This window comes from Anaerolineae bacterium (genome assembly GCA_013178165.1).
Lineage (GTDB): Bacteria > Chloroflexota > Anaerolineae > Aggregatilineales > Ch27 > Ch27.
On record JABLXG010000004.1, the window covers coordinates 170,747 to 194,548 of the forward strand.

Annotated in this window: 19 protein-coding genes, 1 tRNA gene and 1 riboswitch; of the genes, 7 read left to right on the top strand and 13 right to left on the bottom strand. The window is 64.6% G+C overall.

From position 1 onward, the window contains the following. Positions 1 to 128: 128 nt before the first annotated feature. From HPY64_03805 to HPY64_03850, 10 genes are all read right to left on the bottom strand, one after another. On the bottom strand, positions 129 to 1,424 hold the full coding sequence (locus tag HPY64_03805; GenBank protein NPV66251.1) for a UbiA family prenyltransferase: 1,296 nt from the start codon (positions 1,422 to 1,424) through the stop codon (positions 129 to 131). An 81-nt stretch (positions 1,425 to 1,505) separates the two neighbouring features. Then, positions 1,506 to 2,447, bottom strand: a complete 942-nt coding sequence (gene cyoE / locus HPY64_03810) for a protoheme IX farnesyltransferase (protein ID NPV66252.1) — start codon at positions 2,445 to 2,447, stop codon at positions 1,506 to 1,508. 177 nt (positions 2,448 to 2,624) lie between these two features. Next, positions 2,625 to 3,155 carry an ISAs1 family transposase gene (locus HPY64_03815; protein ID NPV66253.1) on the bottom strand — a complete coding sequence of 177 codons (531 nt, stop codon included), beginning with the start codon at positions 3,153 to 3,155 and terminating at the stop codon, positions 2,625 to 2,627. 24 nt (positions 3,156 to 3,179) lie between these two features. Continuing rightward, complete coding sequence (locus HPY64_03820) at positions 3,180 to 3,800, bottom strand: ISAs1 family transposase (protein NPV66254.1); 621 nt, start codon at positions 3,798 to 3,800, stop codon at positions 3,180 to 3,182. A 280-nt stretch (positions 3,801 to 4,080) separates the two neighbouring features. Then, positions 4,081 to 4,428, bottom strand: a complete 348-nt coding sequence (locus HPY64_03825; GenBank protein ID NPV66255.1) for an IS1 family transposase — start codon at positions 4,426 to 4,428, stop codon at positions 4,081 to 4,083. 44 nt (positions 4,429 to 4,472) lie between these two features. Further along, complete coding sequence (locus HPY64_03830) at positions 4,473 to 4,667, bottom strand: hypothetical protein (protein NPV66256.1); 195 nt, start codon at positions 4,665 to 4,667, stop codon at positions 4,473 to 4,475. A gap of 294 nt (positions 4,668 to 4,961) precedes the next feature. After that, entirely contained in the window at positions 4,962 to 6,833 is a 1,872-nt protein-coding gene (locus tag HPY64_03835; protein ID NPV66257.1) for a bifunctional homocysteine S-methyltransferase/methylenetetrahydrofolate reductase, read from the bottom strand. A 64-nt stretch (positions 6,834 to 6,897) separates the two neighbouring features. Further along, a complete protein-coding gene (locus tag HPY64_03840; GenBank protein NPV66258.1) occupies positions 6,898 to 7,296 on the bottom strand; it encodes a hypothetical protein in 399 nt (132 codons plus the stop codon). A 98-nt stretch (positions 7,297 to 7,394) separates the two neighbouring features. Next, positions 7,395 to 10,982: a methionine synthase gene (metH, locus tag HPY64_03845; protein ID NPV66259.1), complete on the bottom strand. Its 3,588-nt coding sequence runs from the start codon at positions 10,980 to 10,982 to the stop codon at positions 7,395 to 7,397. A gap of 212 nt (positions 10,983 to 11,194) precedes the next feature. Further along, positions 11,195 to 12,052 (bottom strand): nucleoside phosphorylase, encoded by an 858-nt coding sequence (locus HPY64_03850; GenBank protein NPV66260.1) that lies wholly within the window; start codon positions 12,050 to 12,052, stop codon positions 11,195 to 11,197. Further along, a riboswitch (SAM riboswitch) is annotated at positions 12,046 to 12,147 on the bottom strand. It overlaps the preceding gene by 7 nt. A gap of 160 nt (positions 12,148 to 12,307) precedes the next feature. Between HPY64_03850 and HPY64_03855 the strand changes: the two genes are divergently transcribed. After that, the gene (locus HPY64_03855) at positions 12,308 to 16,441 is read left to right on the top strand and encodes a hypothetical protein (GenBank protein ID NPV66261.1); all 4,134 of its coding nucleotides are present in this window, start codon (positions 12,308 to 12,310) and stop codon (positions 16,439 to 16,441) included. Between the two features lie 37 nt (positions 16,442 to 16,478). Here HPY64_03855 and HPY64_03860 read toward each other — a convergent pair. Next, positions 16,479 to 16,551, bottom strand: a tRNA-Asn gene (locus HPY64_03860). A 371-nt stretch (positions 16,552 to 16,922) separates the two neighbouring features. Here HPY64_03860 and HPY64_03865 point away from each other — a divergent pair. The 6 genes from HPY64_03865 (at position 16,923) to hisS (ending at position 21,846) form a co-directional block, all read left to right on the top strand. After that, the gene (locus tag HPY64_03865; GenBank protein NPV66262.1) at positions 16,923 to 17,450 is read left to right on the top strand and encodes a translation initiation factor IF-3; all 528 of its coding nucleotides are present in this window, start codon (positions 16,923 to 16,925) and stop codon (positions 17,448 to 17,450) included. 26 nt (positions 17,451 to 17,476) lie between these two features. Then, positions 17,477 to 17,722 carry a 50S ribosomal protein L35 gene (rpmI, locus tag HPY64_03870; protein NPV66263.1) on the top strand — a complete coding sequence of 82 codons (246 nt, stop codon included), beginning with the start codon at positions 17,477 to 17,479 and terminating at the stop codon, positions 17,720 to 17,722. Positions 17,723 to 17,808: 86 nt separating this feature from the next. Next, a complete protein-coding gene (rplT, locus tag HPY64_03875; protein ID NPV66264.1) occupies positions 17,809 to 18,153 on the top strand; it encodes a 50S ribosomal protein L20 in 345 nt (114 codons plus the stop codon). A gap of 107 nt (positions 18,154 to 18,260) precedes the next feature. Then, a complete protein-coding gene (locus HPY64_03880; GenBank protein NPV66265.1) occupies positions 18,261 to 19,064 on the top strand; it encodes an RNA methyltransferase in 804 nt (267 codons plus the stop codon). Between the two features lie 2 nt (positions 19,065 to 19,066). Then, a complete protein-coding gene (locus tag HPY64_03885) occupies positions 19,067 to 20,302 on the top strand; it encodes a DUF711 family protein (GenBank protein ID NPV66266.1) in 1,236 nt (411 codons plus the stop codon). A 215-nt stretch (positions 20,303 to 20,517) separates the two neighbouring features. After that, the gene (gene hisS, locus HPY64_03890) at positions 20,518 to 21,846 is read left to right on the top strand and encodes a histidine--tRNA ligase (GenBank protein NPV66267.1); all 1,329 of its coding nucleotides are present in this window, start codon (positions 20,518 to 20,520) and stop codon (positions 21,844 to 21,846) included. Between the two features lie 62 nt (positions 21,847 to 21,908). On the opposite strand, the gene HPY64_03895 is transcribed toward hisS, so the two are convergent. Further along, complete coding sequence (locus HPY64_03895; protein NPV66268.1) at positions 21,909 to 22,298, bottom strand: hypothetical protein; 390 nt, start codon at positions 22,296 to 22,298, stop codon at positions 21,909 to 21,911. 20 nt (positions 22,299 to 22,318) lie between these two features. After that, positions 22,319 to 23,758: a hypothetical protein gene (locus HPY64_03900; protein ID NPV66269.1), complete on the bottom strand. Its 1,440-nt coding sequence runs from the start codon at positions 23,756 to 23,758 to the stop codon at positions 22,319 to 22,321. Positions 23,759 to 23,802: the final 44 nt, after the last annotated feature.

Here is a 23,802-nt window from a genome sequence, read left to right on the forward strand (position 1 = left end):
TGCTGTTTGATTCTACGCACAGCGTGCAACCCGGTTGCAGGATGGCAAATTACACGGCATCCGGCAGCGGGAGCGCAGATGCCGTGTACTGGTATGCAGGTGATGAGTGGAACTGTTCGCCGGTCGCGTTACCCGCCAAAGAACTGCCGCAGTACATTGCTGGCTAGCAGGCCGATGGTCATCAGTACCCCGGCTACCAGATGCAGCCGGATTGTGGCGGCGTTGGCCTGCACCAGGCTGCGATCAGCGTAGTGGCGCAGGGCAATGCGTACGGCCCGCACGGCCAGCGGCAACCCGCCGAGGATCAGCGCCGCGCCCACCGGAAAGACGCCGCTGATCGTCCAGTAGAGGGTCAGGATGAAGGCGCCTGCCAGCAGCAGCAAATAACCCCACCGGGCGCGCTCCTTGCCGAGGACGACGACCAGGTTGTGCTTGCCGGCTGCCCGGTCGCTCTCTTCATCCGGGAACTGGTTGATCCACAAAATGGCGATGACCAGCAGACCGATCGGGACCCCGATCAGAAAGTCGACTGCCGCCGCCTGGCCGGTCAGGGCGTAAACTGTCCCGGCGGTGGCCAGCGGGCCGAAGTTAAGGCCGACCAACAACTCGCCCAGACCGCGCCGCGCAGCCAGCCGCAGGGGCGGCGCTGTGTAGAAGTAGGCGGAAAGCGCCCCGATCAGCCCGAAGAGCAGGATACCGGGGCCGCTGAGAGCCGTCAGCACCAAGCCGATCAGCGCCGACCCGCCCAGGGCGGCGAAGGCCAGGCGGCGCAGTGCCCCTTCGCTGATCAGACCCAGTTCGATGGACCGGCTGCCGCCGGAGTAGGGCAGGAAGTAGTTGTTGTTGATCGGGTCGGTGCCGCTGGTCCAGTCGAAATAGTCGTTGAAGGTATTGGCGGCGACGTGCAGCAACATGCCGGCCAGCAGCGCCAGGACGAAACGCCCCCAGGCGAACGGCCCCCCCTGCACCGCCACCCATGCCGCGCCGATCAACACCGGCACGATCATGGCCGTCAGGAACGGGGCGCGGGTGATGACCAGCCAGCGGAAGAGCCGCGTGGCCGGGCTGATGCGGGGCATGGCCTGCGCCGGGTCGATCTCCTCCAGTACTTCGGTCACACCGCAATAGCCGATCTGCTGGCCGTGTTTGTAGGTCGGCGTGATGCGGATGCGGGCGGCGAACGGCGTGCCGTCGCGACGCACAAAGACGGTCTCCCCGCGGAATTCACCCTGCTCGCGGGCGATCTTGAGCCAGGTCGGGACGTGCTCCAGGACTACTTCGCCTGGCGAGAACAGCGAGACCCGCTTCTTGCCGATGATGTCTTCCTGCGTGTAGCCGAAGATCTCCGCCGCAGCGGCATTGAATGTTTCGATGCGGCCTTCCAGGTCACAGGTGATCACACTTTTCTTTGAGCTGCTGCTCATAACATTGCCCTCCTGAGGTGAGTGACGAACGGGATGTGCGCCCCCCGGCAGGGTGATGGGCGCGGAGTAGGAAGCAGACGGCTAAATGATAGCAGCAATGCAGATCATCAGCAGCACCAGCGCCAGGTAGATATTGGAAGCCTTGAATAACGTCATGGCCTGGCGGCCTTCTTCCCCTTCGCTGCCCTGCTGGTGGGCGTGCAGCAGGCCGATCGAGTCGCGGCCCAGCCACAGTGTGGCAGCCAGCATCGGGGCAAAGTAAGCCCAGCCCAGCGCAGGATGCACCGCCAGCAGCAGGCCGATGGCTGCGGTGACGGCCATGTGGACAAGCGTCCACAGCACCGCCCGCCGCCGTTCCATCACCACCGGCAGCATGGGGAAGTTGGCGCTGGCGTAGTCTTTGCGGTAGACCAGCGCCAGGCTCCAGAAGTGGCTGGGACTCCAGGTGAAGAGCAACGCCGCCAGCAGCAGCGCGCCCGAATCGGCCCAGTTACCCACAGCAGCCGAGCCGCTCAGGACAGCAGCGCTGCCCGCCGCCCCGCCGATCACGACATTAAGCAGCGTGCGCGGCTTGAGCCACAGGGTGTAGACGCCAATGTAGATGAACGCCCCCAGCGCCAGGAAGAAAGCCAGCGCCAGGTTACCGGCCAGCAGGGCCAGCCCCACCGCGGCGACAACGCTGCCCGTGCCGCCGATCAGCGCCCAGATCGGGCGGATCTGGCCGGTGGCCAGCGGGCGGCGGCGGGTGCGCTTCATGCGGGCGTCCTGATCGCGTTCAAGGTACTGGTTGATTGCGCCGGAGCCGCCGGCGGCCAGTGTCCCGGTGATGGTCAGCAGCAGCAGATCGGCAGCCGCCGGGCGCCCGCCGCTGGCCAGCATTGCGCCGCCCCAGGCCGCCGCCAGCAGCAGCGTGACAATCCGCAGCTTGGCCAGCACAACGATCAGCGCCAGGTTCTGGCGCACGGAAAAGCTCCGGGCGGGGACAACGGGCGGTACGATCACATCTTCAGTTCGGATAGTCATCAGTAAGTTTTCCTGCGGTAGGCAAAAATCTTATTGTCAGGCACGCCCCGGAGCAACGTGGAATGCTGAGACGGCAAGAGCAGACGTGGCGTAATCAGGTAAATCAGGGCGATTATATCATGTTTTGTCTGGCTCGCCAGACCTGTGGATTAGCGGGGCACGGCTGTTGCAAAGTTGTCAGGGAGGAGCCAGAAGCAGGTCAAGCGCCAGGTCGAGCCGAGCATTGAAGAAGCGGCGTGCTTGGGGAATGAAGTCGAACTTCAACAACCGGATGAGCCCCAGGGTCAGATTGTTGAGGATCGCCATGACATGAGCGGCGCAGCCCGTCTTTAAGCGACAGCGGTCTTCCTTGAAGGTCACATCACGGGAGTAATGAGCCTCGTTTTCGATTCCCCAATGACGACGGACCAGGTGAAGGAGGCGGTTCGGCGAGGCCTGGGCGCGAGAGAGACTGGTTACGCCGTAGACGACTTCATAGGTGAGGTGGCCACTGCGGAGGGTGAGGGTTTGCCGTTCAAGCTGGAACACCTGAGCCAGATGGGGCCACTGGCTGTAGCCCTGGAGCAGGCTGCTGGCCGTCAGAGTACGCCGTTCCAGCCGCCCATGCGCTTTGTCCAGGGTGCTGGCACGGGCGAAATCGACGGGCAGCGGGCCATGGCCTGGCAAGCAGCTTTCGGGGGCAAACAGGCGCTCGAGGTCCGCCAGCAAATGCGGCTGGTTGTCCTTGACGATCTACAGATAGTTTCCCCCTGCCGCCACTATCTGGCTCGATAAGCTCCGCTGAGCCAACAGGGCATCCCCACTCACCACGGCATCGTGCAAGTCCAGACTGGCCAACAGCGCAGGGGCAACCACAATTTCGTTTTCCTTGCTGGCCACTGCACTTTGTCCCACCACGACCCCCACCGCTGGCAGATAGGCAGCCAGCAGATGCACCCCTTGGGTGTGTCCTGGCTCGATCGTCCCCCGCATGGCTTTGCCGTCCAGCGCAATGTGAGCCTCGGCCGGCTGGTGGCGGCTGAAGTATTCCCGTACCACCGCCTCGAACTGCTCCACCTCCACCGCCTGCCCTATAATCCGACTGTAGGTCGTGTGATGGGGCATGCTCTCCCGTTTGAGCCCCAGCGCCTTCGCCAAGAGCTTGGCCCGCCACTTCGCCCACTCCGCTATCCCCCGCGCTTCATCTTCTCCCGAAAGCTTGGCTAACACCATGATCATCAGCACCGCCGCCAACGGATAGCGTACCCCGCGCCGGTCCCGCCGATCCTTTAACTCCTTCAGTCGCTCATAGAGCCCGCCTACCTCCCCGCAAAGTGCCTCTATCTGTCCGCTTCCGGCTATGGTATAGTCCATGTTGACCTTTCCTGGTGCAGGGTTCGTGGCGCACAACACTACCTTAACCAGGAAAGGCCTTTTTGTCTTGGAACTTTGGGTACTGTATCCTTTTCGGTTGAAATTCGTGGAATGGTTTTCATGTTCCTGCAACAGAATGAAGTCGCGTGTCATTTTGAGAGAAAATACACATGCGATTTGGTGCTTAGATGGGCAACCTTCAACCGGCATCTGAATTTCAACCGCGAAAGATACACTACCGGACTTTGCAACAGCCGTGATTAGCGGGGAGTGTCTAATTTCAAGGATACACGAAATCTTTCAGGTGAGCCGGGTAAGCCGGGAACTGGCGTTTGAATAACTGGCGGCGATTCCAGGCAAACACAAACAACTTGATGGAACGCCAGAGGGCGTGAATGCACCGAGAAAAGCAACGCGACTTACGCGCCAGTCGCGCCAGATAGTGACGGAGTTCAGCATTGTCCGCTTCAACGGAATAGGTCTGGCTCTTGTCGGTCAGGGCCTGATGACGACCGGGATAGTACACCAGTGTGTGATAGGTTGAGAAGTCGTCCGAATAATACCGCCGGGCCTGAGGATTACGGTCGAGCATGGCTTGCAGCGCCTCTGTGCTCCTTTCCCAGACCACATCCCAGCCGACAATGCAGCGACTGGCTCGGTCGACCTGGGTGATCACGTAGACGACGTTTTTTTACGCTCAACGAAGGTGAACAACTCATCGAGTTCTTCCACCTCAATGGGCTCGGCAGGAGCCGGCGGCGGATCGGGCAATTGATCAGCGTGGGCTTTGACCCAGTTGGCGACCGTTTGATGGTTGACTTTTAGCAGGCGCGCAATACGCCGAAAGTTCAGCCCATCAACATACATCTCCAGCGCCTGGCGCCGTATTTCAGCTGGATACCCGATGTCATTCGGCTGGGGCGTGTACTTGCGGCGGCACGCTTACACAGATAGCGCTGGCTGCCTGAGGCATTCAGACCCGCTTTGACCTGCTGTTCGGTTCGGTGACAGTATGGACATTGGCTCATACCCCCATTTTACCCATATCTTTACCTTTAGACACTCCCGATTAGCGTCTGATCAGAGAAAGCGCCTGCCCGGCGGAGGAGCGACGCCGGGCAGGGAAAGCCCTGCTGTAGACAAGACAGCACGGGGATGGAATCAGGGACGACCGGGCACGCCCAGCGCGTCGATCACTTCGGCGACCAGCTCATAGTGGCCGAAGGCCGGGATGAGGTACGCGCCCTGAACCATGCCCCGGATCGCCAGCAGCAACTCGCGGGCGATCCGCACGCCTTCCGCCGGAGCGTCGTCTGCCGTTTCGATCCGGCGCAGGATAGCCTCCGGGATGGTGATACCGGGGATTTCGTTGTGCAGAAAGTGAGCGTGTCGCGCGCCATACAGAGGCAGCACGCCCATCAGTACCGGCAGGGTGAAGTCTTCGCCGGTGAGTTCGCGGTAGCGGCGGTGGAAGTGCTCGATGTCGCCGGGATCGAAGATCGGCTGCCCCAGGGCGAAGTCTGCCCCGGCTTCGATCTTGCGCCGGGTTATCTTGATCTCGTGGTCAAGGTCCTGTGCGCCCATGTTCAGGGCGCAGCCGACGGTGAACGTGGTTGGCTGGCCGATGGAATTGCCCGCCTGGTCAACGCCCCGGTTCATTTGCTGCTTGATCAGCTTGATCAGACCGGAGGGTGTGACATCGTAGTTATCCATGGCGTTCGGGTAGTCGCCGATGTGGGTTGGATCGCCCATGACCACGAACAGGTTGCGCAGGCCCAGGGCGTGGGCGGCCAGCAGATCGCCCTGGATGCGCAGCAGGTTGCGGCCACGGGTGGGGAAGTGCAGCACCGTCTCGATGCCCAGTCGGGTGTGCAGCAGGTGGCAGACGGCCCAGGGACTCATCCGCATACGGGCGGTGGGGCTGTCGGCGACATCGACCAGATCGGCCCCCGCTGATTGCAGCAGTTCGGCGGCGGCCAGCAGCTTCTGGGCGGTATAGCTGCGCGGCGGGTGCATCTCTACGGTGACGACGAACTGGCCGCTGGCCAGCTTGCGGGTCAGTTCGGTGGGTTGCTCCTGGGCAATGAGCAGTTCGTCGTTGACGGGTTCGGTGATGCTCAGGTCAGGCAGGGGGTTGGCGGCGCTATCCATCGCCCGGCGCATGGCGGCGATATGCTCCGGCGTTGTCCCACAGCAACCGCCGATGATCCGCGCGCCCCTGGCCTGGAAGGTGCGGGCGTAGTCGGCGAAGTAGGCGGCGGTGGCCGGGTACATCATCCGCCCGCCGACGGCTTCCGGGAAACCGGCGTTGGGCACGGCAGCGCAGGCGGCTTCCGGCACAGCTTGGCGCATGGCAGCCAGGATACGGGCGATCTGGGCCGGGCCACCGCCACAGTTGACACCGATCACGTCCGCGCCGGCGGCGTGCAGATCGCGGGCGACGCGCACCGGCAGGTCGCCGAGCAATGTCCGATCGTCTTCGGCAAAGGTCATGTTGGCGATGACCGGCAAATCTGGCGCGGCCTCGCGGGCGGCGGCCAGCGCCTCCAGAATTTCCAGGCGGTCGGTGAAGGTCTCCAGCAGGATGGCGTCTACACCGGCCCCGGCCAGAGCCGCGATCTGCTCACGAAAGGCGGCGCGGGCATCTTCCGGGCTGACGCGCCCGTAGGGTCGCAGACGCACGCCCAGAGGCCCGACCGAACCGGCGATGTAGGTCTCCGGGTGGCTGGCTTCCGCGGCGGCCTGCCGGGCCAGGGCGACTCCTGCAGCGTTGATAGCGCTAACCTGTGCCTCCAGGCCAAAGCGGGCCAGCTTGTAGCGGTTGGCGCCAAAGGTATTGGTCTTGAGCAGTTCCGCCCCGGCCTCCAGAAAGCTCACATGAATCGCTCTGATCAGCTCCGGGCGGCTCAGGTTCAACTCATCGAAGCAGGCGTCGATCGGGATGCCGTGCTGGTGCAGGGTAGTGCCCATTGCGCCGTCGGTCAGGATAGGCGTGTCGGCGGCAAGACGTTCACGAAAAGGTCTGGCAGGCATGGAGTCTGTCCTCCGGGTTACGGTGATGTGGCGGCGAAGCAACAGGGGGCGGACAGGCGCACCCTTACTGCATGCAGGTGCCGTGCAGGATGATCTGGCTGCCTGATCCTTCCTGCGCGGGGTCGACGACCCACTCGCCACGTCCCCACTGGAAGAGCGGGTTGTTGACGTTGGCGCGGAGAGTCTCGCCGGTGTGCCGGGCGTACCACTCCCGCACGGTCTCCGGCGGGTCGGGAGCGGTCAGCATCATAACTGTCTCGCCCATGCCGAACGGTGTCAGGAGGTTGTGGCGCTCCCAGGCGATGGTTGCGCCGGGATACTGCGGCAGGCGCAGGGTCAGGTTGGCCACGCAAATGCGGTCGACGGTCAGTGCCAGCCCGCCCAGGCAGGTCATCATCAGCGCGATCATCAGCACAGTGCTCAGGAGGGCGCGCCGGGAACATCCGACGGTTTCACGATCCATATCCGGAATCCTTACTAAGCCAGCCGGTACAGTGCAAACTGGCCGAAGAAAGCTTCACGCCTTGTCTCCTGGTCACAGTATAGTCCGGTCAGCGTCGATCAGGCAGGGCGAATCCGAGCGTCAGACGATGGCCAGGCCTCTTTTCCCCCCAGAATCTCCTTCACCCGGTCGATCTCGACGCTGTAGTATTTAGCCTCCGGATGGTGGAGGACGATGGCGGCGGTGCTCTGCTCCGGCACGAGCTGGTAGGCCGGGGTGAGCGTCATGCCTAGCTCGTGCGTCACAGCGGGCAGCAGAGCGAAGACCAGCGCATGATCAGCCAGATCGGGGCAGGCCGGGTAGCCCCAGCTATAGCGCTTGCCCTGCGTCTCTGCCAGCCGTAACTCTCGTCGGACGTGCTCGTGCACGAAATTGGCGGTAGCCTCAGCGGTCTGGACGGCCAGGCCATGGAAGAAATAGGCTTCGCTGTAGTTGTCGGCGGCCTGCAGGCGCTCGAATTCGGCGCTGGCCTCCCGGCCAACGGTGACCACCTGCAGCGCGGCCACGTCCACCTGCTCACCCGTCACCGGGGCGAAATAATCGCTCAGGCAAAGGAATTCGCCTTTGTTCTGGCGGGGGAAGCGGAAGCGGCCCGCCTCCACCCGCTGGCCGTTCGTGGTGAGGCGCTCCCAGTCCCACACGATCAGATCGTCGCCGTCACTGTTGACGGGGAAGTAGCCGTAGACCGCCTGCGGGACAAGTGTGCGCCGGGCCAGGGCGTCCTTTTGCATCCGGGCCAGCCGCGTCTCAAATTGTGCCTGCAGCGCCTCCCATTCTTCGCCGTGGGCGTTCCTGGCCCCCCAGGACAGGCGGAACAGTTCCGGCCTGTGCAGGTGTTGGAAGACGATCTCCAGCGGCATCTGGCGGATGGTCTTCGGCCCCCAGAAGGGCGGGACGGGGATGGTCTCAGCGGGCTTGACGGCGCTGCGGCGCGCGCTCCCGGTGACGGTCGGGCGCGGCTTCTGGCCGATCTCGGCGTAGCCCTCGGCCACGATCTGACTCAGCAGTTTGGGGCGGCGAGCCGGGTCAACCAGGTGATCCATCACGGCCAGGCCCTCAAAGGCGTCCTTGCAGTAGAACACCCCACCCGGATACGGCTCCCCGCTATCCTCCAGGAACAGGATACGCCGCCCGAAGCGGCGGTTGATCGCCGCCCCGCCGACCAGTACCGGAATATCCAGGCCCCGGCGCCCCAGTTCGTTGACGATCAGCGGCATCTGCTTCGACGTGCTGACCAGCAGAGCGCTGAGGCCGATGGCATCGGCGCGCTGCTCGATCGCCATGTCGATGATCGTGTTGGCGGGCACCTGCTTGCCAAGGTCGTGGACGGTATAACCGTTGTTGCTGAGGATGGTCTTGACCAGATTCTTGCCGATGTCGTGGACATCGCCGTAGACAGTGGCGAGCACGACCGTGCCTTTGCTGGTGCCTTCCACCTTCTCCATGAACTGCTCCAGGTAGCCGACGGCTTTCTTCATCACTTCGGCGCTCTGCAGCACGAAGGGTAGGATTAACTCGCCCGCGCCGAATTTATCGCCGACCTCCTTCATGGCGGGTAGCAGGACGTTGTTCAACACACCGATGGCATCCTGGCGGGTCAGGCAGGAGTCGATCAGGGCTTCCACGCCGTCTTTCTTGCGGTGGACGATCTGCCAGTGTAGCGCTTCCTCGGCGCTCATGGCGGCAGTGGGATCGGTGGCTTCCGCCGTGCCGGTCTGTACTTCGTGCTCGGCGAAGTACTGGATGAAGCGCGGCAGAGCGTCGGCGTCGGTATTGAAGATTAGATCTTCGGCCAGCTTACGTTGCTCCGGTGGAATCTCGGCGTAGGGCGTGATATGGGCCGGGTTGACGATGGCCATATCCAGCCCGGCCTGGACAGCGTGGTAGAGGAAAACACTGTTTAGCACACCGCGCGCGGCGGGCTGCACGCCGAAGCTGACGTTGCTCACGCCCAGGCAGGTGTAGACGCCCGGCAGGTTTTCCTTGATCAGGCGGATGGCGGCCAGAGTCTCTTTGGCGTCATTACGCAATTCAGCCTGCCCGGTGGTCAGGGGGAAGGTGAGCGTATCGAAGATCAGGTCCTCGCGGGCCAGGCCGTATTCCTCGGTGGCGATACGGGTGATCCGCTCCGCGATCTCGAACTTTTTCTCCCGGTCGTGGGCCATGCCGTCCTCGTCGATGGTCATGGAGAGCACCGCCGCGCCGTGCTTGCGGGCTACCGGCAGGATGCGGTCGATGCGCTCCCGGCCGTTTTCCAGGTTGTTGCCATTGATGATCGCCCGTCCGGGATAGGCGGCCAGCGCGGCCTCGGCCACGTCAGCCTCGGTTGTATCGATGATCAGCGGTACATCAACGGCCATCGCCAGCTTTCTGACCAGCGTGACCATCTGTTCGCGCTCGTCGTCGCGCTCGGTGAGGGCGACGCACACATCGAGCATATGCGCGCCGCTGGCCACCTGCTCAACCGCGATCTGGACGATGCTGTCGTAGTCTTCCTCCAGCAGCAGGCGCTTGACCTTGCGGCTGCCCTGGCTGTTGATCCGCTCGCCGATCAGGGTCGGACCGGGGTTTTGCAGCAGAGCAGTCGCCTTCATGTTGCTGCTGACCTGGGGAATGTGCTCCGGGCGGCGCAGGACCGGGGCGCGCCGCTGCCGCGTTTGCAGGACGATATCGACCGGGTGGCCGTGCACAGCTTCGTACAGGCGGGCGATATGCTCTGGGCGCGTGCCACAGCACCCCCCAACCACGCTGACGCCCCACTCGGCGAACTCAGCGACCATGCGGCTGAACGGGTCCGGCTCCAGCGGGTAGACGGCCTCCCCATCGACGTTGATCGGCAGGCCAGCATTGGGCAGGACGCTGACCGGTAGCGTGCTGTGCTCGACCAGGTAGCGGATCGGCGCGCGCATGTGCTCCGGCCCGGTGGAGCAGTTGAGGCCGATCACGTCGATGGGCAGCGCCTCCAACGTAGCCAGGGCGGCGTCGATCTCCGTCCCGAAGAGCATCCGGCCCGACACATCCAGCGTGACCTGCACCTGCAGTGGGATGCGTACGCCGGCGTCGGCAAAGTAGCGGTTGATACCGACGACGGCCGCCTTGACTTCCAGAATATCCTGGCTGGTTTCCACCAGCAGCAGGTCAGCGCCGCCTTCCACCAGGCCCTGCGCCTGCTCGTAGAAAAGATCGGCCAGCGCGTCGAAGGTGATGTTGCTCAGGTCGGGATCGTTGCCGCTAGGCAGCTTACCGGAGGGGCCGATGCTGCCAGCCACAAAGCGCGGGATGCCGGTCTCGGCAGTGAAGCGATCGCAAACCCGGCGGGCGATCTGGGCGGCAGCGCGGTTGATCTCCAGCACGCGCTCAGCCAGGCCGTATTCGCCCAGCGTCAGGCGGTTGGCGCGGAAGGTGTTGGTCTCCACTGCTTCTGCGCCGGCTGCCAGAAACGAAGCGTGAATAGCCTCAATCACATCCGGGCGGGTGATTGACAGGTAGTCGTTGCAGCCGTTGTACTGCTCCCCGCCGAAGTCGGCGGCGGTGAGGCCGCGCTGTTGGATGCTGGTACCCATTGCGCCATCAAAGATCACGACATGGTCGGCGATGGCGTCCAGATAACGGCGATTGGTGTAGGTCAGGGTGTGGCGGTGGGTCATAAACAATCTGTCTTCCTGTCAAGCCCTGGCGTAAGGGCGGTAGGCTCTGGTCGATTCTCACGGTTTTCGCGTTTATGGGTGCAGATCGTGATGAAGTCTGCCCCGTTCTGTGTGTAGTCGCACTGCGCCAGTCTGATTAAGCGTCGCCGATCGAGCAACGTATCCCTCTCCTGATTGCCCAAACACCGGCTCTGCCCTGAGTTCCTGTTACCCTATAGCCGCAGAGCAGCTTCCACCGCCAGCCAGAACAGCTTCTCACGGATGGTGGCGCGGTTGTTCCAGCGGCGCGAATCCCATTCCGCACCGCTGACGTCATCCCCGCCATACAGAATTTGCCCGAACTCAACACCCCGGAACCGGGCCACGGCAAAGAACGCCGCCGCTTCCATTTCTACGGTCAGGCAGCCCTCAGCCCGGCGGCGGGCGACCTTATCCGGTGTCTCACGGTAGATGGCGTCGGTCGTCCAGGTCTTGCCCTTCGTATAGTCTGCCCCTGCTGCATTCAATGCGGCTTCGATGGCGGCCACCGCCGCCGGGGAAGGGCTGACCTCACGACCCGGTGGCAGGTAGTGGTAGGACGTGCCCTCATCGCGGACTGCGCTGACCGGCACAACGAGGTGACCGACAACCAGGTCGCGCCGCAGCACACCCGCGCCGCCACAGGCAATGAACTTACTGACGCCCAGGGCGATCAGTTCCTCAAGGAAGCCCGCCGCCAGCGGCGCGCCCACACCGGGGTGGCACACGGCCAGCCGCTGCCCGTCGATAGTGATCTCGTAAAGTGGGTTGGGGCCGATTTCGCTGCGCAGGTTACGCAGGAGCCGGGTCTTTCCATCCCCACAGATGGCGGTGATCACCTCGTTAAAGAAGCATAGCACCCCCCGCTCCGGAACATCTATGCGCGCAATCAGCTTGCCCGGCTCCAGGATGGCCTGCGGGGTCGGATCGAACTCCAGGATCGGGTAGGGTTGTTCCACTGCTTTTGCCACCTTCCTGCTGCGTACTCTGCAACAAAAACGCTTCTCCGGGTCAGGGGAGAAGCGCGTACGTGACGGTGTGCGCGGTCTCATCTGCCCAGTTGCCTGGCCGGACTTGGCACCTACCCGGCGCTCCGGGGGTTGCCGCGGGTTCACAGGGCCGTTCCCTCCCCCGCTCGTGATGAGGCGTAATGCCACTCTATAGGGTTGTGCGGAGCATCGTAGCATATCTGAGCGAAGGCGTCAAGTTTTTTGTGCCCGGTCGGGCGCAGGCAACCGCACTTGAAGCATCGGGCGCTTTGCGCCTATAGTGTATCCAGACCGGGAACGGGGCGAAGGGTGGGGGGGATGCGGTCTGTGACAGAGGCAAGCAAGACCCGGGCGCGGCTCCGGTGGCTGGCGCTCACAGTGTGTCTGGCCGGGTTGACGCTGCCTGCGCTGGCCCAGGGGGGCGGGACGCCGTCCGCGCAGGGGATGCGCGTGGTAGGCGGGATGGGCGGCGTCACGCGGGCGATGGTCACGCTGCCGGATGGTGTGCTGCTGGCAGAGGGTGACGCGCTCCTGCAGCTCGACGAGACAGGCCGGACGTTACGGCGTGTGTTGCCGGGACGGGGGCAGGTGCAGGACCTGATCGTGCGCAGTGGGATGGTTTACCTGCTGACCGAACAGGGTCTGGCGCTGCTGGAGATGGCCGATCTGGTGGAACGCGGCTTCCTCCCCGGCGGCGGGCAGGCGCTGGCTGTCGCCGACTCTGCCGTCTATGTGGCGGCGCGGCAGGCCGGAATTCGGGTCGCTGTGTTCGACCGCCGCGATGGTCTGCGCGGACCGTGGCGCGAGATCGTCACCCCTGCTGCTGCCCGCGATCTGGCGGTTGATCCAGCCGGGCGGGTACTTTTCGTGGCGCTGGGCGAAGCTGGTGTGGCTCTCTACGATCTGGCTGACCCCGCACAGCCACAACTGGCGGCTCAACTGGCCGATGCTGTACCGGCCAGCACAGTGACTATTGAGGCCGGTCGACTCCTGGTCGGCTGCGACTACCGCCTCTTGATCTACAGTCTGGTCGATCCGCTCACGCCGCGCCTGCTGAGCATATACGACCCGCTGCATGATGGCGTTGATATTCTCCTCCGTCGGGAATGGGCCTATATTGCTGATCGCGCTGGAGGGCTGAAGCGCTACAACATCGCCGATCTGCGGGTACCGCGTTGGGAGGATGTGGTCTGGCCGGGAACGGTATACGCCCTGGCTGATGACGAGCGATATGTATACGCGGCAGCGGGGTGGGAGGGTGTGCTGGCCTTTGATGCCGGGCGGTTGGATGCACTGTCCCTGCGAGCACGGGCGCTCATCCCCGGTCAAGCTACCGCGATCGCCCTCGGCGGCGATCGGGCCGGGCGCTGGGCAGTGGCTGGGATGGCGGAAGTCGGTCTGGCCGTGATCGACTGGCGAGATATGGATCGTCCAGTCGTGCTGGCAACGCTCGATCTGGGTGGGACGGTGCGCGATCTCGCTGTGCGCGGCACGATCGGCCTGGCAGCGCTGGAAGAGGGCGAGATCGTTCTGGTCAGCCTGACCCGGCTGGAGTCGCCGCGGATTGTCGCCCGTCTGTCGCTTGGCGGGACGCCACAGGCGATTGCCCTTGACGGCACGCTGGCTTATGTCGCCGCCGGGGAAGCCGGACTGTATGTGCTGGGTACGACTCGCCCTCTGTCTCCGGTCGTACTCGGCCATTTCCCGCCACCGCAGGAAGCTCTCCCTGTCACCGGTGTGACGCTGGAAGGCGGCAAGCGCCTTTACCTGAGCGCGGGCGCGGCGCTGGTTATTGTTGATGTGGGCGCACCGGATGATCCGCAACTGCTGGCTACTCTGCCGATTCCGGCGAAGGCGACGGCGGCCCGCAACTTCATCGCCTACGCGGTGGGCGGCCCGGCCCTGACCACGGTCAATGTGTCTTCCAGCAACGCGCCGGAAGTGCTGGGGCGTTACATCGCTGTCGATACGATTCGCGCCGTTGCCGGGCGCGGCGATCGTGCCTGGGTGGCCGGGGAGGGCACCGGCGCGGCAGCGCTAGGGCTGGCGCTGGATGCTGCTGGCAGGCCGCAGGAGTTACTGGCGGCAAGCCGGGAAGGCCAGGGGGTGGCGCTGGATTGGATGGCCGATGGCACGCTGTTGTTGGCGCAGGCCGATGGCACGCTGTTGCGGCTGGACGAAGCAGGGCCGGTGACGCTGCGGGTCGGGCTGCCGACGGGGCTGGCTCTGAACCGCGCCGGGGACGGGCTGCTGGCGCTCGGCGGGCAGGGCTGGGCCGTGCTGGATGTGGCCGATCCCCAGCGCCCGGTTATCCTGCAAACGGGCGATGCGCCAGGGATGATCGAGAGCCTGGTCAGCGTCGGGCCGACGACCTGGCTGGCGCTGGGGGAGCAGGGCATCCGGGCAGTCGGGGCGCGGGCAGGGCGCTGGCAACCCGATACTACCGCCGGGGCCACGCGTCAACTGGTGGTCGAAGGCGGTTTCCTCTACGCGGCGGAAGATGGGCCGGGGCAGGCGGGCAGCCTGCGTATTCTGACGACGGATCCGCTGGGGACGGTGACGGCAGTGCCATTGCCGGGGCCGGCGCAAAGCGTCGCCAGCAGGGAGGGGCAAGTCTATACAGGATATCGGGATGGCGAGAATGGCGCAGGCGGGCTGGCCGTGATTGATGTGAGCACGCCGATGGCTGGCCTGGAGGTGGCCGGGCAGATCGCGGCGCCAGCGGACGATCTGGCGGTGTTGCCGGGTGGCCGTATCGTTTACAGTGTGCGTGGCACCACCTTAAGCGTGTTTGACACGGCTGCATGGCCGACGCTGCGGATCGCCAGCGCCGTCACACTGCCGGTTCCGGCGTCCCGGCTGGCCCTGCTGGATACCCGCTATCTGGCCGCCCTGCAACCTGGCCAGAGCGGTTTGTTGCTGGACCTGCGCGATCCCTGGCGACCGGTTCCGGTTGCAGCGCTGCCGGTCGGCGTCCTGGACGCTGCCGGAGGATCGGCGGCGCTGTACCTGGCCGCTGGTAGCAGCGGTCTGCAGGTAGTATCCCTGGCGACGCTGGCCGATCTCGCGATGCGCTTGGTCTCTGTCGATCCGACTCCTGCAACGGCGTTGTGGACCGGCGGAGGCTGGCTTTACGCTGCCGGCGGCGGGAAGCTACGGCTGTATAATCTGGCCGATTCGCTGTCCCCGGTGCTGATGGCATCCGTGGACCTGCCGGGCACAGTAACGGACCGGCTGGTCGTACACGAGACGCGCCGGGATGGTCGCTGGCTGTACCTGGGCGCGACGGACGGCGTCCAGGTTATTCACCATGCGGCGGATGGTTCCTTGATCGGGCCGTTGCCGCTGGCCGACAGGAGTAGCGTACCGCTGGCAGCCGCGGGGTCCTGGCTGTACCTGGGTGGCGCGGAACGGGCACTGCACGCTGCCATGCTGGCGGATCCGGCGGCTATCGACTGGCAGATCGCTTACCCGCTGGCGACAGGGCGTCCGCTGGCGGTGGCGGCCTGGGATAACCGCGCTCTGGTGGCGTCTGGGGAGGGCGGCATCATCGCGCTGGCGTGGACAACAACCACCGCTAGGCCGCCGACTTTGCTAAGCCTGCTGGAAGGGTTGCCTGCTGCGCCGCAGAATCTGGTCAGCGGGGAGGATCGCCTGTGGATGGCGGGCGAAGGTTTGCTCTGGCAGGTCGATGTCCATGACCCTGCCGCGCCAGCCCTGGCCTGGGCCTTGAGTCTGCCCGGCGCGGGTGGCGGCCTGGCAGCGCTGCCGGAGACCGGCCACTTGGCGGTAGCTGCCGGGCGGTGCGGTCTGTGGCTGCTGGAGGTGAGTGGGGAGTCGCCGCGCATCGCTGGCTGGTGGCGTGGCGGAACTGTCGAGGGGGTGGCAGCCGTTGGCCAGACCCTGGCGGCGCTGGAGGAAGGCCGCCTGACGCTGCTGCAGGTCGAACCGGGCACCTCCGCGACTCTGCCACTGGCTTCGGCACCCTGGCCGCCGGATGGGGCGGTCGGGATCGCTGAGGAGGCGCTGACCCTGCGCTGGGAACCGCCGCCTGAGCCATGCGACGCCTGGCGCTATGAGGTCTGGCTGGCCGCTGGCGACGGCTCACTCGCCCGGCTGGCAGCCGTCGAGGGCGCGCGGGCTACTGCCCCGGCCCTCCCCCCTGGCGTGGAAGTCACCTGGCGGGTCGATACGATCGCGGCATCGGGAGAAGTGCGGATGGGGTCGCTATGGCACTTTCAGACCGGCCCGCTGGCCACCGGGGAATCCAGCGGCGTGCTGGCCCTGCCGATTCCGGAAGCGGCGCAGGAGACGGAACCCGTTCCCGGCGGTGCTCCAGCGGTGACGGGGCTGGATGCGCGGCAGCTGCTCCCGGCGCTGGTTGGCGGTATCCTGCTGGAAGTGGCATTGGTGGGAGGGCTGCTGTTGTGGTGGCGACGCCAGGGGCGCTGAGGGACAATAAAACACCCGCCGCGGCGGGTGCTGGTAGCTCCACAGGTAGGACTCGAACCTACAACCCATCGGTTAACAGCCGATTGCTCTGCCGATTGAGCTACTGTGGAAGATTGTGCCAGCATAATACCAATCGGCCTGGTCGTTGTCAAGCATGAATCGGCTCCACAGGCCGGGTTTGTTGCCGCATTTTCGGGGGAAAGAAACGTTCTCATGGGGTTGGGAAAAACGCCTGTTTCGCGTAGAATATAGGGGTCAGGTCTGGGAGTGTCGGGGTAGCTCATCCCCCTGCCGGGGGAGAGCAGGAAGCGCCCGACCTCCAGGCAGGCCAGAACCGACTCCGGTTGCAGGCTGGCATGGCAGTGAGTCAAGAAGCCAGCGCCGGGGAATTCGGAATTGACTGCCCTGCCTGACTATGATACACTTTGGCGCTGAGGCGCCGTTTATCCGGCCCTTTATTAGTTAGCGAGGGAATAAAGCAATAGGCGCGACACAATACCGCATTAATCAGGAAATTCGGGCTCGCGAGGTGCGCCTGATCACGGAGGACAACGAGAATATCGGTGTCGTGCCCACCCGTGATGCCCTGGAACGGGCCATCCGCGTCGGCCTCGACCTGGTCGAGGTGGCTCCGAACGCGGAGCCGCCGGTTTGCCGGATCATGGATTTTGGCAAGTTCCAGTACGCCCGCGCTAAAAAGGAACGCGAAGCCCGCCGGCAGCAAAAGCAGATCGAGGTTAAGGAGATTCGGCTCCGCCCTAAGACCTCTGACCATCACCTGGAAATCAAGGTGCGCAGTGCACGCCGCTGGTTGAGTGAAGGCATGAAGGTCAAGGTCCGCATCCAGTTCCGCGCTCGCGAGATCACCTACCCGGAGATCGGGCGCGAAATCCTGGATCAGATCGCCGGGGCGGTGGACGACATCGCCATTGTGGAGCAGCAACCCAGCATGGAAGGGGCAACCATGTTGATGGTGCTGGCTCCGTCACCGGACAAGAAAAAGAAGTAATCACCACGCAAGCAGGGGAGCACTTCGTGACCAAGAAGACCAAGAAGTTCAAACTGAAGACGTACAAGGCAGCCTCCAAGCGCTTTCGCGTCACGGGCACCGGCAAGATCATGCGCACCAAGGGCGGCAAGAGTCACCTGCGCCGTCGCCGTTCCAAGCGCACCAAGCAGGCGCTGGACCGTATGCTGGAAGTGACGACGACTGGTGAGCGCCGTCGCATCAGCCGGCTGGCCCCGTACATGACTAAATTCCGGGCTAACCCGCCCGCCTGATCGGGCTGGGAGCCGCGACCATCGAACGACCTTGATCATTAGACCCGCGCCGCTGGGCCGGGTCATGTTTTGCAGGAGATAAGACCGTGCGCGTAAAGAGAGGCTACACTTCCCGCCAGCGCCACAAGAAGATACTCAAGCGGACTGAAGGGCAGTGGGGGACCAAGCATCGCCTGTTCCGCCGGGCCAATGAGGCCATGATGAAGAGCCTGTGGTACAGCTACCGCGACCGCCGCAACCGCCGGCGCGACCTGCGGAGCCTGTGGATCACCCGCATCAATGCCGCGGCTCGCCTCAATGGTCTGAGCTATAGCCGGCTGATGCATGGTCTCCGCCAGGCGCAGATTGACCTGGACCGCAAGGTATTGGCCGACATCGCTGTGCGCGATCCGCAGACCTTCACCCACATTGTGAAAGCTGCCCGCGGTTAGGCGGACTGCGCCAGCGCGGCGCCCTGCGCCAACGAGACGAGGTTCCGCCGACGGGCCTCGTTTTGTTTTCCAGGCCCGGTGCAGGATAGCCAAGGACAGGAAGGCCGATGACTGATATCGCCAGCCCGCGTAACGAGCGGGTCAAACTGGTCAAGGCGTTGCAGAGCCGCGCCCGTCAGCGCCGCCGCGAGGGCAAGATCGTCCTTGAAGGGGTGCGGCTGATCGCCGACGCCCTCGCCTGTGGCCTGACGCCGGAATTCGTGCTCTATACGGTGGATGAAGTCACCCTGGGCCGTCCGGCGTACCGCCTGTTTCAACAACTGGCGGAATTGCGCATTCCCCTGTTGTCGGTCAGCCAGGGGATTATGGAGCAGGTCAGCGACACGGAAACCCCCCCAGGGTTGCTGGCGGTTGTGCCGCTGCCACAGGTGACCGTCCCGGAAGTCGTCAGTCTGGCGCTGGTGCTGGACGCCATGAACAATCCGGGCAATCTGGGCAGTGCGCTGCGCACCGCCGCTGCTGCTGGAGTCGACGTGGTCATCCTGACCCCGAACACGGTTGATCCCTACAACCCCAAGGCGCTGCGCGGCGGCATGGGGGCGCAGTTCCGCCTGCCCATTCTGGAACTGGACTGGACGGATATTGCGCTGCGCTTTGGCCACCTGAACGCTTATCTGGCGGCAGCGGATGGGGCGTTGCCTTATTACGCAGTGGACTGGCTGCGTCCCTCGTTGGTTATCATCGGCGGGGAGGCGCACGGGCCGACCGCACCCGCCCGCGCTCTGGCTGCCGCAACAATCGCGATCCCGATGGCCGGTCAGACCGAGTCGCTGAATGCGGCTGTGGCGACAGGCGTGATCCTCTATGAAGCCCGGCGGCAGCGCGCGCTTTCCACACAGAAAGGCGTCTGAGGATGAAGATCCGTTCTGTGACGGCGTTTGTCAACCTCGCGCTGACGGAGCCGGAACTGGGCCTGGCGCAGGCCGCTAACTTCCTGCACAACGCTGTCCCGGCTTTTGAGAAGGCGGGCTTTGCCGTACAAACGCGGCGCGTGGCGTCTCAGCCTTTCCCACGCATTCTGGCGCCCATCGGGCCGCTGGCCGCCGTCCCTTACGCTGTACGGGTCGCCGAACTGGCCCAGAGCTACGGGATCGACTATGTCGCGCTCGGCCCCGTCCACGCCAGCGATGATCCGAAATATCTGGATATTATCCCGGAGATGATCGGGGCGACCGGATCGCTGTTCTTTGCCGTCAGTCTGGGCGATCCGGTGCACGGCGCTGATCTGGCCCTGGCCCGGCGGACAGCGGCGGCGATCCAGCGGGTTAGCCAGTTGAGCGAAGACGGGTTGCGCAATCTCCACCTGGCGGCAATCGCCAATTGCGGCCCCGGTGCGCCATTCTTCCCGGCGGCTTACCACGCCGATGGCGAGCCAATGAGCTTCGCCCTGGCGATTCAGGCCGCTGACCTGGCGGTGCAGGCGTTTTCCGAAGCCGGGTCGCTGGTGGACGCGGAAGATCGGCTGATGCAGCTGGTGATGGCCGCGGCGGGCGACCTCATGGCGGTGAGCGAGGCCCTGGCCGCTGATTTTGACATCGTACCGGGCGGGATCGACTTTTCGCTGGCGCCCTTCCCGGAGGATGCGATCAGCCTGGGTGGGGCAATGGAGCGCCTGGGGATGACCCTTGGCGGCAGTGGCGGAGCGGCGGCCGCTGCCGTGATCATGAGCGCGCTTGACCGCGTCCCGTTCAAGCGAGCAGGCTTCAACGGCCTGATGCTGCCGGTGCTGGAGGATAGCGTCCTGGCCCGGCGGGCGGCTTCCGGCCAGCTCAGCACCACCGATCTATTGCTCTACAGCGCGATCTGTGGCACCGGCCTGGACACCATCCCGCTGCCCGGCGATACCCCGGTTGAAGCGCTCACCGGCCTGTTGCTGGATGTTGCTGCGCTAGCCCTGCGGCTGGATAAGCCGCTCACGGCGCGGCTGATGCCGCTGCCCGGTAAGGTTGCCGGAGACCCGACCGGTCTGGAACACTTCGAGTACTTCGCACCGGGGCGGGTGATGGCCGCGCCGACGGGGCTGACACCTGGCGGGTTGCTGCTAGGCAAGGATGTGCTGCGTGTGCGGCCACGGCTGCGGCATGCCTGAGGATGGGTTGGAGCTTTGACACCCGGCTGCTATACTGTCTGGCGCAGGAGCAAGGACATGGCAAACGCTTTGACGATGGTCTGGTACGCTCATCACGCCCGGCGACGATAGTCTTGACCCGCCCGTTGCACCGGTTCACTCAGGCGCAGACGCGGGTCTGCGCCTTTTGGTTGCCTGTAACAGTGCGATGGTGTGTTGGCCCAGGAGGAACCCCGATGGCCCAGGTGATGCAACCCCGCCCCCCGAAGGGGATGCGCGACTTCCTGCCGGATGACCTGATCCGGCGGCAGTATGTCTTCAATACTGTGATTGAGGTCTTTGAGACCTTTGGCTTTGAGCCATTGCAAACGCCAGCGCTGGAACTCCGCCAGACGTTGCATGGCAACCTGGGTGAGGAGGCGGAGAAGCAAATCTTCTACGCCCAGCATCCCCAGGGCAAGGAGGAACTGGCCCTGCGCTATGACCTGACCGTGCCGCTGGCGCGGGTGGTGGCCCAGTACGAGGGGCAACTCAGCTTCCCGTTCAAGCGTTATCACATCGCCCCGGTCTGGCGCTCCGAGCGGCCTCAGCGCGGGCGCTACCGCGAATTCTACCAGTGCGACGCTGACATCGTCGGGGTAGCGGGGATGACCGCCGACGCGGAGATCATCAGTCTGGTGGTCACGGCGTTGCGGCGGCTGGGCTTCCGGGACTTTGAGGTGCAGATCAACAACCGCAAGATTCTGACCGGCATCGCCGAGTATGTGGGCGTCCCGGCGGAGCAGCGCGGCGGGCTGTACCGCAGTATCGACAAGCTGGACAAGATCGGCCCTGATGGCGTGCGCCAGGAGCTGGCCGAAAACGGCCTGGCGCCGGAGCCGATCGCCCGCCTGATGGCCCTGCTCGACCTGCGCGGGGCCGGGCTGGAAGGGCTGACTCATCTGCGCGACGCGCTGCGCGATATCCCTACCGTGCAGGAAGGCGTCCGCGAGTTGTTCGAGCTGGCCGAGCACCTGGAAGCTTTCGGCGTCCCGGCGTCGAATTACGCTTTTGACCTGGCCATGGTGCGCGGCTTGGGCTACTACACTGGGCCGGTCTTTGAGACGATCATTACCGAGCCGAATCTGGGCAGCGTGACCGGCGGCGGGCGCTACGACGGCCTGATCGGGATGTTCCGCAAGGAAAGCCTGCCAACCACCGGCTCCTCACTGGGCATCGAGCGGATCATTGATCTAATGGACGAACTGAACCTGTACCCGCCGGGGCTGGGCCGTACGGTGGTGCAGGTGTTGGTCACGGTGTTTGATGAAAGTACGCGGGCTGCCTCTGAACGGCTGGCCAGCCAGTTGCGTGAGCAGGGGGTGCGCACGGAGGTCGTGCTGGAAGATCGCAAGATCGGGCGGCAGGCCGCTTACGCCGACCGCAAGGGCATCCCGATCGCGGCCTTCCTGGGGCCGGATGAGATCGCGGCAGGGGAGGTGACGCTCAAGCGGCTGGCTGACGGGGAAACGCGCCGCGTGCCCCAGTCGGAAGCCGCGGTGGCAATCCGGTCGCTCCTGCCCTGATCGGATACAGGCTGAATCGCTTCAGGGTCACCCTGTGACGGGCGGCCCTGTTGTTTTCTGACTCACGCTCCGCGGGACACACGCAACGGCGTCTGAGCGACGTGATGATCGGGGATAGAGGCTTCCAGGATGTAAAGGCCATGCTGGGCCAGGCGCATGCGCAGCTGCAGCACAAAGTCGAGGTTCTTGCCCTCATGCAGGGTAAAGGCGCGGGCAGGCAGGCTTTGCAGGGAATCTTCGGGGTCTGCAAGGTGGTACAGCCGCAGGTCGAGCGTATAGCGGCCCGGCGGCCCCATGATCTGGGCGAAGACCGTGATGGCGACATCGACCGGCAGGCGCGGCGTGGCGATCTCGCTGATAGGCTGGATCACCCAGCGTCCGGATTGCTCGTCTGCATGGGCGGCGGCGCATAGCAGCAGGCTGTAGATGCGCGGCTTGAGCTGAAAGTCCATGTTTGCTCCCCCGCCTCATCTCATTCGAACGGGCACAGGTCTTCGACGGTGTAATCGTTCAGGACAACGCCGAAGTAGGTCGGATCGCCCAGAAACTCATAGGTGCGCGGAGCCTGCACCTGGGCATCCTGCCGGACACGCTCGCAGGCAACGCGCAGGGCATTCTCGGCGCTGTTGGCGCTGCTGACGGCGACAAAGGTCTGGTAGAAACTGGTAGCCAGCAGGGTGTAGTGCGAGGGCAGGTCAGTCATTTGCCAGGGGCGCTCCTGCTGCATGGCGGTCAGCATCTGGCGGGCCAGATCGCTGCGCAGGGCAGTGTAGGCCAGCACCAACCGGTAGCGGGCGTAAGCGTCCAGCATGGCCTTCTCCAGCGCCCGGTTGGCGTCGGAGTCGGCTACGCCGCCCCACAGCGTCCCGCGTTGCATGGCTTCCTGGTAGAGGGTGATGGCGTCATCCAGATCGTTGACGCGCAGGGCCTGGTCAGCGCGGCGTAGCATGTGGATGTACAGGTTAGCGTAAGGATGGTCCAGCAGCGGATCGGCGGCAGTGTAGACGTACTGGAAGCCGTTCCAGGTCCAGGTGTGGCGGGTGGGCAGGAACGGCCCGAATTCGCGCTGCGGGGCGTTTTGGGCCACCCCACTGTTGTAGAGGTCGCCTTCCTCGATGACCAGTTCGGGCGGTCGGGCGTCGCTGAAGGCCACCAGGGTAATCCCGGCGTTGGGCAGGCCGCGCACCGGCCGGCGCAGGTCGTCGGTGTAGCGGTACATCACAGCGAAGGGGTCGCTGAGCGTGTGGAAGCGGGCGGCAGCCCGATCCCAGGTGAGGATGATCGGTTCGCGGAAGCAGGCCAGGCGCGTGCATTGTTCCACCCAGAAGATGATCTCCGGCAGGCCATCCAGGGTGATGTCGCGGATGCTGTCTGATGTTTGTTCTTTGACGCCGGAGGCGGTGGCCTGCTCAATCCGGTAGCTGATCTGGGGCATGCTTTGTGCGCTGCCGGGGGCGCTGGCGTAGCCGTAAAGTACCTGGTAAGGCTGGCCGGGCACCTGGCAGCCGAAGATCAGGAGCATGCCGGGCGGCTGTGGCGCGGCAGCTGTGACCGGGTAGTGTAGCGTGATCAGCACATCCAGCAGGCGATCGCCGTTGAGATCATGGCCGTAATCGACCCGCCCACCCAGATGGTCGTCGATCACCCCCCAGGCGCGCAGCATCCCCTCCAGGTCGGCGGGGGAACCGCCCCGGTTGAGAAAATCACGGATGACCGCTTGGTAGCTGGCCGGATCGTCGGGACGGGCAGCCTGCGGGCGGATGCCGCTGAAAGGCAGGCAGTACTGTGGCTGGGGCGTGGCGGTAGGCTGGGGAGTGGGCTGGGGCTGCATGTTGCAGGCCAGGCTCACGCTGACCAGCAGGCCGATCAACCACATCAGCCATCCGCCGGGGTGTCGCCATAGAGGTCGCATCTGTGCTGCCCACTCCTGCCTGTTATACCCGCGGCTGTGCCGGG

What these genes read in the sequence shown, in the direction of transcription:
- HPY64_03895 (NPV66268.1), bottom strand. Translation starts at nt 22,298, where the DNA reads ATGGACTTTCAGCTCAAGCCGCGCATCTACAGCCTGCTGCTATGCGCC.
- metH (NPV66259.1), bottom strand. Translation starts at nt 10,982, where the DNA reads ATGACCCACCGCCACACCCTGACCTACACCAATCGCCGTTATCTGGAC.
- HPY64_03855 (NPV66261.1), top strand. Translation starts at nt 12,308, where the DNA reads ATGCGGTCTGTGACAGAGGCAAGCAAGACCCGGGCGCGGCTCCGGTGG.
- hisS (NPV66267.1), top strand. Translation starts at nt 20,518, where the DNA reads ATGGCCCAGGTGATGCAACCCCGCCCCCCGAAGGGGATGCGCGACTTC.
- HPY64_03830 (NPV66256.1), bottom strand. Translation starts at nt 4,667, where the DNA reads ATGTATGTTGATGGGCTGAACTTTCGGCGTATTGCGCGCCTGCTAAAA.
- HPY64_03880 (NPV66265.1), top strand. Translation starts at nt 18,261, where the DNA reads ATGACTGATATCGCCAGCCCGCGTAACGAGCGGGTCAAACTGGTCAAG.
- HPY64_03835 (NPV66257.1), bottom strand. Translation starts at nt 6,833, where the DNA reads ATGCCTGCCAGACCTTTTCGTGAACGTCTTGCCGCCGACACGCCTATC.
- HPY64_03805 (NPV66251.1), bottom strand. Translation starts at nt 1,424, where the DNA reads ATGAGCAGCAGCTCAAAGAAAAGTGTGATCACCTGTGACCTGGAAGGC.
- HPY64_03850 (NPV66260.1), bottom strand. Translation starts at nt 12,052, where the DNA reads ATGAGACCGCGCACACCGTCACGTACGCGCTTCTCCCCTGACCCGGAG.
- cyoE (NPV66252.1), bottom strand. Translation starts at nt 2,447, where the DNA reads ATGACTATCCGAACTGAAGATGTGATCGTACCGCCCGTTGTCCCCGCC.
- HPY64_03820 (NPV66254.1), bottom strand. Translation starts at nt 3,800, where the DNA reads ATGGACTATACCATAGCCGGAAGCGGACAGATAGAGGCACTTTGCGGG.
- HPY64_03885 (NPV66266.1), top strand. Translation starts at nt 19,067, where the DNA reads ATGAAGATCCGTTCTGTGACGGCGTTTGTCAACCTCGCGCTGACGGAG.
- HPY64_03900 (NPV66269.1), bottom strand. Translation starts at nt 23,758, where the DNA reads ATGCGACCTCTATGGCGACACCCCGGCGGATGGCTGATGTGGTTGATC.
- HPY64_03840 (NPV66258.1), bottom strand. Translation starts at nt 7,296, where the DNA reads ATGGATCGTGAAACCGTCGGATGTTCCCGGCGCGCCCTCCTGAGCACT.